Below are 15,180 nucleotides of genomic sequence, written 5' to 3'. Positions count from 1 at the left end.
CGCGGGAATCGTTCAGAAACGGCGTCTAAGGTACGGTGCCACACAGACCCGTCGACACATCAGGCGTAGGCTTTTCGGACGAGAGGCGAATTCGCTCACTGGCCTGACTAATTTCACTCCCTGCATTCGCGAGGCCATTCCAAGAGCAAGATATTCAAACCTTGCATGCGCTGGCACAAAGCACTCTCCAAGGCGAAACCTCAGGATCTTCTTGTCACCACGCCCACCGCAGGCCATCGAATGACCGCCCGACAAGACAAGCAGCCCGACCACAAGCGCATCGTGGCGTTGCTGGCGGAGGAAGCCCACCTTCCGGTCGAGGACGTCGCGAAGCTTTACGAACAGCAGCGTGCCGAATTGGCTATCGGCGCTCACATCACGAAGTTTCTGCACATCTTTGCGACTCGCAATGTCCAGGAAATTCTGCGCGTACGTGCCATCGAAAAGCTTGGCAACCTGGCAGCAATCCGGCCGCTGCCGGCGACGTAGCGTGGGCGCGGACCCTGCAAAGTCGCCGGAATCCTCCCAGCACCGGCCGTCGGTTCCTTTGCATCGAATGCGGTCGGAGTCGGCTGCCCCCAAACGCAGCTGAGCGAACGTTCATGGCGTCAATGCGACCTTGAGCACCTGGTCGCGCTGGTGACCGAACAGGTCGTACGCGGCCTCGCTGTCGTCGAGCCTGAAACGGTGGGTGACCATCGCACCGAGGTCCACGCGGTCGCCTTCGATCACCGACATCAGCCGGCGCATGCGTTCCTTGCCACCAGGGCACAGCGTGGTGATGATGCGGTGGTCTCCCAGGCACGCTGCGAATGCACTCCGTGGAATCGGCAGGTCTGTCGAATACACCCCGAGGCTTGACAAGGTGCCCCCCGGCCGCAACACGCGAATGCCGCCTCGAAGGTGGCCTGCGTACCGAGAGTTTCGATGGCGACATCGACGCCACGCCCACCGGTCAGGCAAAGGATCTCCTCGACCGGATCCACCTTGCTGCCGTCCACCACGTGGCCGGCACCCATGCGGCCGGACATCGCCAAGCGGTGGGGCAGCCTGTCGACGCCGATGACGACAATGGCGCCGTGGAGCTTTGCGCCGGCGGTGGCGCACAGGCCGATCGGCCCCTGGGTGAACACAGCCAATCCAGACGACCGCTTGTTCTGCTTGGGCAACTGACGCGCCGCCGTGTTCGTCGGGTGCTGGATCGGGAAGTGCGCAATGCCGCTGCCGAATCCAAATCCCCGCATGGGGTTACCCTGGCCTGACAGCCAACGCGGACGGTGTCTGGCAGCGCACGATGGCCGGTGCTTCGTGGATGAGCGCGTCGTTTTCAAGGGCATCGACCATGAACAAGGCGAAGTCAACACGGCGCGTGATGTTGCTCTGAAGGATCGGGTCACCAACATGCCTGCTCCATACCGGCAGTCCCTGACTCTCGCCTCCCTCCAGCTTGCTCCAGCTCACGACCGTCCATCGGGTGTCGCTGGCAAACACGCAGCGACACGCTTCGACCTGGTCGCTCAGTTCGCCGATGCGCAATGCCCGTTCGAGCCAGGATGCGATGCCCACGATCGTCTTGAAGGTCGTGGAGTAAACGCCTTGACCGTCACGCGTGATGTGCCAGCCGCAGGAGAAAATGAGCCGGGCATTCGGCGGCGCAAGGTCCAACACGGCCTGGGCCGTTCCTGACGCGTATTTGTGAATTCTCCAGGGGACGAGCACCGTCAGCACACCGTCACAACCCGCGACCGCATCTCGGATGACTTTACGATCGTTCGTCTCACCGGCAACGACCGACATCTGCCCCTTGAACGCGTCGAGCTTGCCCACACTGCGCTGCCGACAACCACCGACCACTTCGTAGCCCCGGTTGAGCGCATGCTGCACCATATAGCGGCCGAGCTTGTCCGAGGCCGCAACGATGCAGATTCGTTTCATTTACTGCCCGAGATTTACGTCAGGCTAGACGACTGCAGTCGGTGGGTCTGTGCGGTGGCGAACTGACTACAGCATGGTTTTGCCATACGCTGGTGGCACACAGCAGCGAGGGCGCCATGAAATTCCTTCTGATCGGGGCAACCGGGGGCACTGGGCAAGAGATCATCAAGCAGGGTCTGGCGCAGGGTCACGAGATCACCGCACTCGTTCGCGACCCGTCGAAAATCACGGTGTCAGATCCCCATTTGCATCTTGTCGCGGGCGACATCTTGAATCGGCTGGAGGTCGACGCCGCGATGGCGGGGCATAACGCGGTGATCTGTTCGCTTGGGACCGGTGTGACGTTCAAGCATGTGACACTGTTTTCCGATGGCACGCAGCACCTGCTGGATGCCATGCACAAGCATGCGATTCGCAGGATTGTCTGCATCACCGGCATCGGTGCCGGCGACAGCCGCGGCCACGGTGGGTTCTTCTACGACCGCGTGATCGAGCCGACGCTGCTGCACACGATCTACGAGGACAAGGATCGGCAGGAAGACCTGCTACGAAACAACGACAGGGATTGGGTCATCGTGCGCCCGGGACAGCTGACCAATGACGAAGCGAGCGGCAAGTACCGCGTGTTGCTCGACTTGACTGGGGTCACGGTCGGCAAGATCCCGCGCGCCGATGTGGCTGCATTCGTTCTTCAGCAACTCAGCAGCGATGACTTCCTTCGCAAGTCGCCTCTGCTGACGGTTTGAGCGGCTGGGCCCAGGTACTTAAGACGCGGCAAGGTGTTGCCGGAAGCAGCCGCCGAGAAGTCTGCATCGATTGCGGCAGGCGTCAGTGCGTCCGTCTTCAGCATGAGTGGCGTGAGCAAGGTGTATGGCACCGGCGACGCGCAAGTGCATGCGCTGCGCGATATCAGCCTGGAGATTGGCCGCGGTGAGTTTGTGGTGCTGCTGGGCGCCTCGGGCAGCGGCAAGTCCACGCTGCTGAACATTCTGGGTGGGCTGGACGTGCCCAGCAGCGGCAAGGTGCACTTCGGCGACTTGGCGCTCAGCGGCGCGGGCGAGGCGGAACTCACACGTTATCGGCGTGAACACGTCGGCTTCGTGTTTCAGTTCTACAACCTGATCCCCAGCCTGACCGTGTACGAGAACATCGCACTCGTCACCGACATCGCGCCGCACCCGATGCCCATTGACGAGGCGCTGGCGATGGTTGCGCTATCGCCCCGGCGCGACCACTTTCCGTCGCAGCTCTCGGGCGGCGAGCAGCAGCGCGTGGCGATCGCGCGCGCCATCGTCAAGAAGCCCGACGTGCTGCTGTGCGACGAGCCCACCGGTGCGCTGGATTACGCCACCGGCAAGCTGGTGCTGGAAGTCATTGCGCGCATCAACGCCGACCTCGGCACGACGGCGGTGGTGATCACGCACAACGCGGCCATTGCCGGCATGGCCGACCGCGTGATCAGGCTCGGCGACGGGCGCGTGCTGAGCGTGGAGATGAACGCCAAGAAGGTGTCGCCTTCGGAGCTGGCATGGTGAGCCTGTTGTCATGAAAGCGCTCGACCGCAAACTGCTGCGCGACCTGCGCCTGATGTGGAGCCAGGCGCTGACCATCGCCCTGGTGGTTGCCAGTGGTATCGGCGGATTCATCACCACATTGTCGGCGGTGGATTCATTGGCACTGGCGCGCGACCGCTTCTACATCGACAGCCACTTTGCGGACGTGTTTGCAGCCGTCAAGCGCGCGCCCAACTCAGTGGCCGAGGTGCTGCGCGCGGTGCCCGGCGTGGCCGATGTGCAGACCACCGTTGAGGAGTTTGTGCGGATCAGCATTGCCGGCGACGGCGCGGGCGACGCCATCACCGGCCAGCTGATCGGCATCGACGCCCGCAACGGCCTGCGCCTGAACCGCATCACGCTGCGCAGCGGCCACGCCGCCGATGACTCGCTGTCACCCGGGCGGCCGTTGCCCGACGGCGCGCTGCCGTGCTGGGTGTCCGAAGTCTTTGCCACGGTCCATGGCCTGAAGCCCGGGGCGCGGTTGAACGCGCTGATCAATGGCAAGCAACGCACGCTGGTAGTGACCGGCGTGGCGCTGTCGCCCGAGTTCATTTTTGCCGGGCTGTTCGGCATGCCCGACCAGCACGGCTTCGGCGTTTTCTGGGTCGACGCCGAGGCGCTGGCCGCGGCGTTCGACATGACGGGCGCCTTCAACCACGTGGCGCTGCGCCTGGCGCCGCAGGCCGATGCCACGGCGGTGATGGGCACAGTCGCCAACGCGCTGCAGCGCTATGGCGGGCGTGAAGCCATTGGCCGCGGCGACCAGACATCGCATCTAATGTTGGAAGGCGAGATCAAGCAGCAACGGCTCCTGGGCACGCTGCTGCCGTCGATCTTCTTGGCAGTGGCGGTGTTCCTGCTCAACGTCGTGATCTCGCGCCTGGTCGCCACGCAGCGCGAACAGATCGCGGCGCTGAAGGCGCTGGGCTACCCGAACAAGACCATCGCGTCGCACTACCTGAAGCTGGTGCTGCTGATCTCCGGTGCGGGCCTGGTGCTGGGCTTGCTGGCGGGACGTGTGCTGGGGGGGTTGTTCATCGGGTTGTATGCAGAGGCTTTCCGCTTCCCGCAGTTCGATCACCACATTGCGCCATGGTTGATCGCCACCAGCGCGGCGCTGACGGTGGCCACCGCCGTGCTGGGCACGCTCAACGCGTTGCGCGCCACGGTGCGCTTGTCACCAGCCGAGGCCATGCAGCCACCGGCGCCGGGCCACTACCGGCGCACGCTGCTGGAACGCCTGGGGCTGACGCGCATCGCCACGTCGCTGCGCATGATCCTGCGCAACATCGAGCGCCGGCCTTGGCGCAGCGCGCTTTCGGTGGTCGGCGTGGCGGCGTCGCTGGCGCTGGTGGTGATGGGCAACTATCTGCGCGATGCGATCGAGGTCATCGTCGACAACCAGTTCAACCAGGCGATGCGTCTGGACGTGGCGGTATGGACCTTCGAGCCGGTCAGCAACACCGCGCTGGCCGAGGTGCGGCACCTTCCTGGCGTGACGGCTGCCGAATCGACCCGTTTCGTACCCGTGACCCTGGTCAACGGCCACCGCCGCGAACGCGGTGAGCTGCGCGGCTACGCGCTGCAGCCCGAGCTGTATCGCATCGTCGACATGTCCGGGCAGGCCCACGCGCCACTCGGTGACGGCGTGCTGCTGACCGATCGCCTGGCCCGCAAGCTGGGCCTGCGCGCAGGCGACACGGTGCAGGCCGAGGTGCGCCAGGGCCGCACCCGCACGCTGATGCTGCGCGTGGACGGGCTGGTGGCCGAGATGATGGGACTGAACGTCTACATGAACCGTGCTGCGCTGAACCGTGCCCTGGGCGACGGCAATCTGTCCAGCGGATTCGCTTTGACGGTCGAGCGCGGGCGCGAGGCCGAACTGCTGGCCGCCACGCGCGAGATGCCGATGGTCTCAGGCGCCTTCAGCAAAGGCACGTTGCTGCGCAACATGCAGGAGGTCAGCGCGCGCAACATCAACATCATGAGCACGGTGCTGACCGCGTTCGCCAGCATCATTGCCGTGGGCGTGGTCTACAACAACGCACGCATCGCGTTGGCCGAACGCACCTGGGAGCTGGCCAGCCTGCGCGTGCTGGGCTTCACACGCGCTGAAGTCTCGGGCCTGCTGCTGGGCGAGATGGCGATCTTCATCGCGCTGGCGCTGCCGCTGGGCATGTTGATGGGCTACGGCCTGGTGGAAGGCATGGCGGCGGCGTTGGCGTCGGACCAGTTCGCGTTCCCGGTCGTCATCCGCGCCCGCACCTTTGCCTGGGCCGCGCTGTGCGTGCTGACGGCGGCCATTGCCAGCGCGCTGGTGGTGCGCCGGCACATCGACCAGCTCGACATGGTGGCCGCTTTGAAAACACGAGAATGAGCACGGGAGTAAATATGCAAATGAGCACACATGGCTGAGACAAGCAAAACCAGCCATCGCACACGCTGGATGGCCGCAGGCAGCGCCGTGGCAGCCCTGGCCTTGCTGGCCTGGGCCTTGGCGCCGCGCGCGATGGAGGTGGACCTGGCCACGGTGACTGAGGGGCCCTTCGAGCAGAGCATCGACGAAGACGGCAAGACACGGATGGCCGATCGCTTCACAGTCTCGGCGCCGTTGGCCGGCCGCTTGTCGCGCATCGCGCTGCGCGAGGGCGACAGCGTGGTCGCGGGCGCGGTGCTCGCAAGCCTGTCGCCGCTGCTCTCGCCGCTGCTGGACGAACGCGCGCTGCGTGAGCAGACCGCCCACCTCGAGTCGGCGCAGGCTATGGTGCGGCGGGCCGTGACACGCATCGAGAGCGCGCGCCTGGGCATCGCGCAGGTGGCGGTCGAGCTGCGCCGCAACGAGCAGTTGGTGAAGGAAGGTTTCATCACGCCCAGCCGGATGGAGACCGACCGCCTGGCCGACAGGGCCGCGCGCAAAGAGGTCGATTCCGTGATCCAGGAGCACGAAATGGCCCAGCACGACATGGAACAGGCGCGCGCCGCTTTGGACGTGCTGCGCCAACCGGCCAGCACGGTATCGGCGCGCGCCTTCGAGTTGCGTGCTCCGGTGGCCGGCAAGGTGCTGCGCGTGTTGCAGCCTAGCGAAGCCACAGTGGCGATGGGCACACCGGTCATGGAGCTGGGCGACCTGGGCCGGCTGGAGGTGGTGGCGCAGCTTCTCAGTGCCGACGCCATGCAGACCCCGCCAGGCACGCTCGTGCGCATCGAGCAGTGGGGCGGCCCGGGGGTATTGGCGGGCAGCGTGCGGCGGGTCGAACCGTCGGCCTTCACCAAGGTCTCGGCGCTGGGCGTGGAAGAGCAGCGCGTCAACGTGCTGATCGACATCACCAGCCCGCGCGCGCAGTGGCCCACATTGGGCGATGGCTTTCGGGTCGGCGTTCGATTGGTGGTGCTGCAAACCGACAAGGCGCTGCAGCTGCCGGTCAGTGCGGTGTTTCCGCGGCCGGGTGGCCAGCCCGGTGAAATGGCGGCCTTCTTGCTGGACGGCAATCACGTCAAGCAGGTGACTGTGTCCCTGCGAGCGCGTAATGCTAGTCACGCTTGGGTCTCACAAGGGCTGAACGTCGGCGAGCGCGTGGTGGTGTACCCACCCACGGCGCTGAAAGACGGTGCGCGCGTCAAAGCGCGGCGCGGATGACATTGGCGGCCCGGTACATCAACGAAACGGCCGTAATCACTGTTGGCCCTTGTGGTCTGCCAGTTGCGAGCGCCCGTTGAGCACGTCGTGACGCAAGATGTCGCCGAGCCTCTTGGGCTACTCGAATATCGGGCTGTGCGCCGACTGCTCGAACGTGTAGAACCCCTTCACCGGCGCCCTCGGAACGTCGAAATACGATCTCCGGAGTTGGTTATTGCAGGTGTAGTCCCACCTCCCCTCAAGAAAATAGCCGGGAATCGAAAGCTCGGGCACTGCCTTTCTCAGGTCCGACGAGGCCATCCTGTCCCAGGCGACACTGATGCCGGAGCCGGACTTGACACGCCACAAATTGATCTTCTCCGTCAGCGTGTATTCACGAAACTGCAACGATGGGATCACGAGGCCCCACAACAGTGACCTCATGTCGTGCATCGTGCCGATTCCGAGCTCGTGCATGGCCTCGTCGCGAATGGCGACGTACGCGGCCGGCACGCCATCCAATGTGACCGGTGCGACCTCGAGCTTCTTCACCATCGAGCTGTTCCCGCGCGCCCCGTACTCGCGCAGCATGTAGTCATATGCCAACCGCTCAGACTCGATCTGATACGACATCTGCGCGACACCAATGTAGGCGTGATAACGCTCGGGGGCGCGAGCGGCCGCCTGAATGCCGATGAAGCTGCCGCCGGAGTGGCCCATCAGATAGATCTTGTCCTGCCTGAAGCGGTCGCGCAGGTAGTCGGTCACAGTCAGCGTGTCGGCGATCAGTTGCTCTACCGTGAGCGTCTCGCGCGGAATGTCGGAGGCGTACGAGATGCCGGAGCCGCGCTGCTCCCACCAGACGACGGTGAAGCCCTCGTCCATCCCGGTCGGGTGTTGCTGCGTCAAGAAATAGTCGGGCATGCCGCCGTGCAGGTAGAGCAACAGCGGGTGCGTCGAGTCCCTGCCTTTGATGAACATCCCCTGACGCACGCCGTTGACGTCGATGAACACCTTCTCGGAAATGCTTCTCGCGATGACGTTGCTGTTCTCGTCGAGGAACGGCTGTGGCAGGCCCGGGCTGACGAGCCAGAGCGAGCCGAGAAGCACGAACAGGCCGCCGATCAGCACCGATGCCAGGATGGTCATCGCACGTCGCGACATTTACGTCCCCAGGAATGTGTGGAAGCCCCGACGACAACGGCCACCACCAGCCACAGCCCAGCAGCCAACGTGATCTGCCAGGCCAAGCCCTGCTCGAACGACGTAGCTGGAAACAACACGAGCAACCAACTCGTGAAGCTCGCGTGCATCAGCACGGCCAGCAGCAGGCTCCCGGTGTGAGCAAACATCCGCGTCATCAGGACCCCCACGTCCAAGACCAAACAAACGCAAGGGCGAAGAACGCCGGCAGAGACCATGTGGAGTGCACCTCCCGGACATCAACCAGGGGCATGGAAGTCGCCACCGGGCTAGGGGGCGCGGGCATCTGCACTGTCATGGCCTAGCCTGTGACAAGAGCAACTCGTCCCGATGGGCCGCGACGAACTGCGCAAACTCTATCCGCGCTCGGCCCGTCAGGTCTGCCACCGTGTGCGTCACGGGTGGCGTGCCCGTGAATCGCGGCAGCATGTGCAGCAGCAGCATCACCAGGATCAAGCCGGGCTCGCGACCATCGCGGCGCAGCGTGCGGTAGAAGTGCCATAGGCTGGGAGACTCGTACCTGATAGGTGTTCCCAAACCCGCCGTCAACTGACCGGCCATTTGCGCCTGAGTCGCACCGGCCCAGCGTGCGCTGCCGAACGCGATCAGCCCGATGCCAGCGGCCACGACCAGGCCGAGGCCTGACGCAGTCCATGCCACTGCGTTCATTAAGGGTGTTTCCTTTGTGAAGCCAGGTGGCGTCGGCCGACTGTCAGCACGACGGCGACGCCCCACAGCGTGATGAGTGCACCCGCGGTGTTCACCACAACGGGCGATGAAGCAGCTGACGTGAATGCCACGTCGACCCCGGCGTGAAAAAGCGCCACGACAAGCAGGCTGCCCCAGCTCTCGTTGTAGAGCCAAGTGAGCAGGACCGCGCCTGTCAGCAGGCTGAACAGCCAACCGATCAAACCCGCGATACCCATCTCCGTGAAACCGGGGCGATAGAGGAACAGAGGTGCATGCCAGATCGCCCATCCCAGCGTGAGCCACAGCGTCGCGATGAAGGCAGAGTGGCGCTGCTGCAAGCGTGGCAGCGCGAATCCTCTCCAGCCCACTTCTTCGCCAAAGCCGAACGTGAAGAGGTTGTAGGCTAGGAATTCGAGTGCTGAGAATTGTGGAAACTCGGCTGCCCGCCCCAAGTTCGCCAACAGCGGAGCGCGACCCTCCAACAACGCCGCTGCGAGGAGTCCCAACAGGAGGAGCGCGTACGGCCCCAGGAGTGCGAGCAGCGCCCAGACGGCCCGTCCTCGCCACAGGCCCATCCTGCGCAGCAGATCGCGTGGCCCAGCGCGGCCGCTCTCTACAGAGGAGAGGATGAACGCCGCGGCGATCGGGCCCAGTGCGCCGAGCGCGTGGTGGTAGCGAAGCACCGGCAAACCGTTCACGCCCAGCGCAGGCAGCCACAGTGGCGCCCAGACCAGCCACGAGATGCCGTAGGCCAAGGCGAAGAAGCAGATCAGCGGATGGCGCATGTGGGTGGACCCGGCCGTCAGGCCAGAACCGCCTGCACCTGCCTGCGCATCGACAAGGGCATGATCGGTCCGCGACCGAAGCGCACCACCAGGTCGGGCCGCTGTTTGCGGTCGATTGCGAGCCATGTGGCAAATTGCGGCCGCATGGCCCCGACCTCGACGGGTTGATTCAGGAAAGCATTCCTGATGCCCAGCGCCGTGGCCTGCAGCGCGAAGCGCTCGTAGCAACGGCCGGCCTCGACCCAATGTGCCTTGTCGTTGCGGTCGGAGACGAATACTGCGATGCCGGCCGAATTGCGAAGCTGGCGCGTATAGCGTTCGTTCTCGGTCTTCGGCGTGAAGAACAGACCCATCATCCGGCTGCCCAGCCAGCGCGGCATCACGGGGTTGCCTGAGGCGCCAGCGAACAGCCCATCGCCGGTGCGAAGCGCCTCGCCGGAACCGAAGCGGATCCATCCCTTGAGTTCTGCGACGAACGCAGCGTCGTTCATCTGCGCCGTGTTGGCCGCCACGACGTATTCGAGCACGCTTTCCATGGCCGGGCGGGCAGTCAACAGCCGCACGCTGACGCCATCCCCGGTGCCCGCCTGCTCGAGCTGGCGCAACTCGGCAGTTGAGATCGGTTGGCCGTCGTAGTCGCCGCGGGTGCACTGCCGCTCGGCAATCGCCTGAAACAGCGGTGAGGTCCGCTTCTGAGTCGGTTCCAGGCTCACAGCAATGACACAGTCGCCAACGGGATCGAAGCGCGGGTCGGCGTGCAGTCCTGTCGCCAGCGCGGCGTGCACCATATTCTCTGCGGCGCAACCCATCGACACAAAGAGGTGATGGTCGTCGGGGTCGACGGCCGGGCAGCGACGCCTGAGGTCGGGCGCGATGGCGATCGACTTCTCGGCGATCTGGAAGCGCCAGCATTGCGTGTTGTGGCTCGAAGGCGCCAAAGTGGCCTGACGCACCAAGTCACGCAACGCGAAAACTTCAGAGCCGGAGGACTGCGGCCCAGGCGTTCTCAGAGCGCGAGCAGCACTCTGCTCGGCGTCGCCTGCTGAGCAGGCGGTCAACGCTGGCGTGGCCGAAATGGAAGCAGCCGCCAGAAGAAGATTCCTTCGGGATGGGGATTCCGGGCTTGCTGGTGAAAAGCTCACGTCATGGGTCGCAATCAATTCCACTTTGCCCGATCCGGGCAAACCAGTCTGTTCGTTGCCGAACGCAGCGCCAGACGTTCGGATCCAGGGTCGGGTTATCGCCGCGCGGGAAGCCGAATTTGGTGAACCCAGAACAGGCGTGTTTGCGCCGCGGTTCACTGGAGACTTAATGCGATTCGTCAGGGTCCAACGCGAGCGATCGGACGGGAACTGTCACGTTGCTGACTCTCGCAACCGTTGGCTCGTGGCCGTTATGCAAGTCTTGCCATAACGGCCATGAAGAGTCACTGACCACGGGCCGCTTTCCAGCGAGCTGGAGATCATCGTTCATCGAGCTATCGAGCTCGAAGGAGGCTCGATTCAGACGTGCTCGTACGAGGACGTGCCATCGGCAGTCGGAGAGTTGCCTGGCACTCTTGAGCCCCACGGACAGGCATTGGCACTGCGGTCACACACCGTCGCTTCGGGCGAGCGGCCGGTTCAAATGGCCGCCGTCATTCGTTTTCGCGAAGCGTCCGACCGCACCCAGTCTCAAGCGGGTTCTCGGGCCGCGCCGTCGATAGACAGCAATTGGCCGTGTTTTGCCCGCCGCAGCGCGCGGTTGTGGGTCGGCTGACCGTTGCATAGCAGCCGTTGGCATCGACGTTGCCACCCTTCCCACCCATCAGGCACGCCAGGTTGCCGCGCAAAAACTCGACCGTTCGCAGTGCGCGGGGATCGCTTCTCAGTGCCCCAACATGCCTTGCGCGACGGCGCCGTAGCCCACAAGATGAGGCTTTGGATGAGCGTCATGCGGGCGCTGGAATGGAACCAAAGTACGCCCTGAACTGTTCCGCTATTTTGAAACCTACCGGGCTGCAATTCGCGATTTTCAGCGTTAATAGCGGAACGTTTTCGTACCTAAGTTATTGATTTTGGCCAGGTTCCCGACGATCTGTTAATCCGTAGGTCCCTGGTTCGAGCCCAGGTCGAGGAGCCACTAAACACCAAGGTCAGCCGGTTAACACCGGCTGACTTTTTTGTTTCTTGAGTTCTGCCGGTGCCAGTCTGGTGCCAGTCTTGCGGCGATTGAACTCAGAGCGCTTCCGTGCTCGCAACGTTGCGTTCGCGCCGCGCCAGCATAGGCAACCCGTGGCTCAGCACAGGAGCCGCTCTAGCGCGGCATCCTGACGCTCAACAAGGATTGCGCTGCCTCTGAACGTCACTTGGTCGACGTGGTGTGAAAAACGTCAACTCTTGATCATTTGGGCATGCCTCGCGCCTCGCCCAGCCACTCTGGCCACCCTGTGTTGGTGGCATTCGGGCATTCCGTGAAGCAGGCACGCGCCGACCGCGGCGTATCGCAGGAAGAACTGGCGCATTTGGCCGGCATCGATCGTTCGTACATGTCGAGCATTGAGCGTGGCGAACAGAACGTCGGGTTGATGTCCATGCACCGTGTTGCGGCAGCGTTGGGCATATCGCTTTCAGAGTTGGTACTCAACGCACGTTTGTAGTTCGCGATTGCGTGGTTCAAGGGTTGCACTGGTCATGCTGCGGTCTGCATCCGCGCTCCCTGCGGGTCAGGCTCGGCGGCCCGGCGCGGTCCAGCGCACGCGTTGGAGAAACCAGAAGTTCAAAAGCAAGCATGTTGCATTTGCTATTTAACAATTAACTTTCACAGTGTTTTCGCAACAAAATACCTGCATGAAAGCCACTGCCGGCCAGGCAACGGCTGAAGCGTGCCCGCGCTGCATCGCCCATCGCAGACTCCGCCGCTGCCGGGTCGAAGCTCGTCATCGGGTCGTCCAGCAGCAACTGCAGATAGCTCTCGCCAAAGACCGCGGGCCGCGCGCCTGCCGCGCGCAGGGCTTCGACCCATTCGTCGCCGATGGCCTGGACGATGTCACCGATGTCACCATCGGAGTCATCGGCCTGCTCCATCGCGTCCCAGGCGCGGCGCAGTGCGTGCAGGCCCAGCGCCAGGGCGTCTTCCGCGCTACGAGCACGGGTTTGCGCCAGCAGCGGCAGCACATCGGCAGCACGCTGCGCAAAGGCAGAAGTCTGGCGCCAGTCCAGAAAGTCACGCCTCGGCGCGAGGATCTGCGTGGTCAGCGCCTTCAGCTCGGACAAGCTGGCGGCACCGCGCTGCACGTCACTGAGCTTGCGCCACTGCTGCAGTTCACGCTCGATGGAGCCATCGCGATCGGCCATATCGAGCAGGCGCTGCGCCAGTACTTCTGCATCTTGCCCGCGCAGGAACTCGGCCAGCGCCTCGCGACGACCCTCGATCGTGCGGGCGCGTTTTGCACCCGTTGCCGCAGCAGCGACCACCTTCTTGCGCGCCGCCTCTTCGGGCGCCGGAGCCTCTCCACCGAGGCGGCCCCGCCACACCAGGGCCAGCGCGACCTGGTGCTTGCAGAACCAGCCGTCCGTGGCGTTGGGGCAGTCGCACTGGCCCCCCCACCTCGCCCTCGTCCACCCAGACTTCGACCTCGTAGGGCTGCGTGCCCACCACCGTGGCGCGGGCAGCAGGCCTGGGACCGGCCTCTTCCTCAAGCGCCCGCACCACATCGGACTGGGCGTAGCCCTGGCCACGCTGAAAGATGGCCGAGCTGCTGGCGCGCTTCAGCGCGGCATCGCTCAGCGCCGCGAGCAAGGCCTTGTCAGGCGCGTCGCTCATCCCCGCACAGACTGGTAGGCCCGACGGAACTCTCGCCCGGTCAGGTCTCGGTAGTTGGCCTCGACGACCACCCGGCCTTCGAACTTCTGCTCGATCCACCGGGCGGCGTTCTCGGCGTCGTCGATGTCGTGCAGAGCCTGGCCGATCTCGCGCGGCCGATGGCCACCGAGGTCGTCGAACATGGCTTCGCGGCGGGGCACATCCAGGCGCTCGAACACGTCGTCGGACGACACCGTTTCGACGCTTCCGTCATGCACTTCAGCCACGCGCTGCCGCAGGTCTTCGGCCACGGCTTCCTGCTCGATCGGGCTGCCATGGAACGACAGCTCCCACAGCAGCCCATCGAGCACCTGACCCAGCGTCACGTCTTCCACCTGCGCACGCCCGATCTCCCGCATCCACGCCTGGGCCGCCTGGTCGTTCTCGGTGATCCGCAGCTCGTGACTCACGCGCACAGGCAGACTCAGCAGCTCGCGCAGCGGCGTGAGCGACACGGCCCATTCGATGCGCTCGCCTTTGCGCTTGTGCTCCTCTGGGTGATCCTCCAGCAGTACCGGCCCCACGCCGTGCAGGTGCAACCGCGTCGTGTCGCTGTACGTCTGGGTGTGCGTGTCCAAAGCCCAATACGTATACAGCTCCAGGTACTCGATGCGCTCGTGCGGCTGCAGCGCACTCGTGGCCGGGCCCTTGCTCGCTTCGGCACAGAGTTCCTCGACAAACGCGGTGCAGGCCCCGCGAGGCTACGAAGTGTTCTTTCACGGACGTACCCATCAAAACTGCACAAGTCCATTCAAGTTAGAAATCTACGATATGGCGGCATTGGCAAGGCCTCGTGGCACTGCCATCAGGGCATGGCTTCAGTCGAAGCGACGTCAATCCTGAACCGGAGCTTCTCCCTTAAGTCCGACGGCCCGCTCCGCATTTACGTTCGACACCACGATCACCGGTTTCGCATGGCTCGTGTGGCGATAGCTTGCTTTCAGCAAGCGGTATCCCGCGCCCGGCGCGGCGGCATGGAACAGCGCCAGCCATGTCGCGGCGTCGAAGATGGACAGGTGGCTGTGGCCGTCGTCGTAGCAGGCGATCTTGTGGAAACAAGTGGTCGCGGCGGCGTTCATGCGGGCGATCTGTGCCGGCAGCGACGGCGGCGGCAGATGCTCCAGGAAGTCCGCTGAGACCAGCAGATCAAAACGGCCGGGGAAGCTGAGCTGCGTGGCGTCTTGCTGGACGAAACGCACCCGCGGTTGCTGGCGAAGCACGCCGTCGAGCACGGGCGAACGCGCCCAGTCCACACCCGTGACCTCGGCCCAGTCTTTGGCGGCCTGCGCCAGAAAGCGCCCGTTGCCGCAGCCCAGCTCGACCAGCGAACGCCCGCCAATGGCTCGCAGCACTGGTAGCTCGTCGAGCAGCCAGTTGTTGCACTGGTAGCCCGTGCTGGTGTCATGCAGCCTCTGGTAGTAGGCCGAGTCGCACCGACGCTCAGCCACCGAGGGCCGAGTCGACTTGTGGCGCGAGGGCGGCATGCGCGGCCGCATCAGCGAGCTCACTGGAGTACCTTCGCGCTACGCACTTCGGTATTCGCCCTTGGGGC

General features: G+C 64.4%; 15 protein-coding genes and 1 pseudogene. 6 read left to right on the top strand and 10 right to left on the bottom strand.

Translation table 11 applies throughout. From position 1 onward, the window contains the following. The first annotated feature begins 165 nt into the window (after positions 1–165). A complete protein-coding gene (locus AC30QB_RS16395; protein ID WP_489547316.1) occupies positions 166–489 on the top strand; it encodes a DUF3562 domain-containing protein in 324 nt (107 codons plus the stop codon). A gap of 111 nt (positions 490–600) precedes the next feature. Here AC30QB_RS16395 and AC30QB_RS16390 read toward each other — a convergent pair. Together AC30QB_RS16390 and AC30QB_RS16385 are read right to left on the bottom strand one after the other, a co-directional pair. Beyond that, positions 601–1,139, bottom strand: a pseudogene (locus AC30QB_RS16390) (zinc-binding dehydrogenase); the annotation flags it as partial. 109 nt (positions 1,140–1,248) lie between these two features. Further along, the gene (locus AC30QB_RS16385; RefSeq protein WP_489547315.1) at positions 1,249–1,935 is read right to left on the bottom strand and encodes an NAD(P)-dependent oxidoreductase; all 687 of its coding nucleotides are present in this window, start codon (positions 1,933–1,935) and stop codon (positions 1,249–1,251) included. A gap of 116 nt (positions 1,936–2,051) precedes the next feature. Between AC30QB_RS16385 and AC30QB_RS16380 the strand changes: the two genes are divergently transcribed. From AC30QB_RS16380 to AC30QB_RS16365, 4 genes are all read left to right on the top strand, one after another. Then, positions 2,052–2,681: an NAD(P)-dependent oxidoreductase gene (locus AC30QB_RS16380; protein WP_489547314.1), complete on the top strand. Its 630-nt coding sequence runs from the start codon at positions 2,052–2,054 to the stop codon at positions 2,679–2,681. Positions 2,682–2,783: 102 nt separating this feature from the next. Further along, positions 2,784–3,470 (top strand): ABC transporter ATP-binding protein, encoded by a 687-nt coding sequence (locus tag AC30QB_RS16375; protein WP_489547353.1) that lies wholly within the window; start codon positions 2,784–2,786, stop codon positions 3,468–3,470. 10 nt (positions 3,471–3,480) lie between these two features. Beyond that, positions 3,481–5,868 (top strand): ABC transporter permease, encoded by a 2,388-nt coding sequence (locus tag AC30QB_RS16370; protein ID WP_489547313.1) that lies wholly within the window; start codon positions 3,481–3,483, stop codon positions 5,866–5,868. Positions 5,869–5,898: 30 nt separating this feature from the next. Then, the gene (locus AC30QB_RS16365; protein ID WP_489547312.1) at positions 5,899–7,128 is read left to right on the top strand and encodes an efflux RND transporter periplasmic adaptor subunit; all 1,230 of its coding nucleotides are present in this window, start codon (positions 5,899–5,901) and stop codon (positions 7,126–7,128) included. 117 nt (positions 7,129–7,245) lie between these two features. Here the strand turns inward: AC30QB_RS16365 and AC30QB_RS16360 are convergent, their stop codons facing one another. The 5 genes from AC30QB_RS16360 to AC30QB_RS16340 form a co-directional block, all read right to left on the bottom strand. Beyond that, positions 7,246–8,256: an alpha/beta hydrolase gene (locus AC30QB_RS16360; protein WP_489547311.1), complete on the bottom strand. Its 1,011-nt coding sequence runs from the start codon at positions 8,254–8,256 to the stop codon at positions 7,246–7,248. Next, complete coding sequence (locus tag AC30QB_RS16355) at positions 8,253–8,459, bottom strand: hypothetical protein (protein ID WP_489547310.1); 207 nt, start codon at positions 8,457–8,459, stop codon at positions 8,253–8,255. Before AC30QB_RS16355 ends, AC30QB_RS16360 begins: the two co-directional genes overlap by 4 nt. A 145-nt stretch (positions 8,460–8,604) precedes the next feature. Beyond that, positions 8,605–8,979 (bottom strand): hypothetical protein, encoded by a 375-nt coding sequence (locus AC30QB_RS16350; protein WP_489547309.1) that lies wholly within the window; start codon positions 8,977–8,979, stop codon positions 8,605–8,607. Continuing rightward, positions 8,979–9,785, bottom strand: a complete 807-nt coding sequence (locus tag AC30QB_RS16345; protein ID WP_489547308.1) for a CPBP family intramembrane glutamic endopeptidase — start codon at positions 9,783–9,785, stop codon at positions 8,979–8,981. Before AC30QB_RS16345 ends, AC30QB_RS16350 begins: the two co-directional genes overlap by 1 nt. Positions 9,786–9,802: 17 nt before the next feature. Continuing rightward, positions 9,803–10,951 (bottom strand): Acg family FMN-binding oxidoreductase, encoded by a 1,149-nt coding sequence (locus AC30QB_RS16340; protein ID WP_489547307.1) that lies wholly within the window; start codon positions 10,949–10,951, stop codon positions 9,803–9,805. Positions 10,952–12,177: 1,226 nt separating this feature from the next. On the opposite strand from AC30QB_RS16340, the gene AC30QB_RS16335 reads away from it, so the two are divergent. Next, a complete protein-coding gene (locus AC30QB_RS16335) occupies positions 12,178–12,423 on the top strand; it encodes a helix-turn-helix domain-containing protein (protein ID WP_489547306.1) in 246 nt (81 codons plus the stop codon). Positions 12,424–12,577: 154 nt separating this feature from the next. Here AC30QB_RS16335 and AC30QB_RS16330 read toward each other — a convergent pair whose 3' ends face one another. From AC30QB_RS16330 to AC30QB_RS16320, 3 genes are all read right to left on the bottom strand, one after another. Then, positions 12,578–13,300: a hypothetical protein gene (locus AC30QB_RS16330; protein ID WP_489547305.1), complete on the bottom strand. Its 723-nt coding sequence runs from the start codon at positions 13,298–13,300 to the stop codon at positions 12,578–12,580. A gap of 285 nt (positions 13,301–13,585) precedes the next feature. After that, complete coding sequence (locus AC30QB_RS16325; RefSeq protein WP_489547304.1) at positions 13,586–14,206, bottom strand: hypothetical protein; 621 nt, start codon at positions 14,204–14,206, stop codon at positions 13,586–13,588. A 255-nt stretch (positions 14,207–14,461) separates the two neighbouring features. After that, on the bottom strand, positions 14,462–15,136 hold the full coding sequence (locus tag AC30QB_RS16320) for a class I SAM-dependent methyltransferase (protein ID WP_489547303.1): 675 nt from the start codon (positions 15,134–15,136) through the stop codon (positions 14,462–14,464). Positions 15,137–15,180 lie beyond the last annotated feature (44 nt).

The organism is Rhizobacter sp. (assembly GCF_046595475.1).
Classification (GTDB): domain Bacteria; phylum Pseudomonadota; class Gammaproteobacteria; order Burkholderiales; family Burkholderiaceae_C; genus Rhizobacter.
The sequence above is the reverse complement of the archived record's forward strand: the minus strand, read 5'-3'. Positions and strand labels throughout refer to the sequence as shown.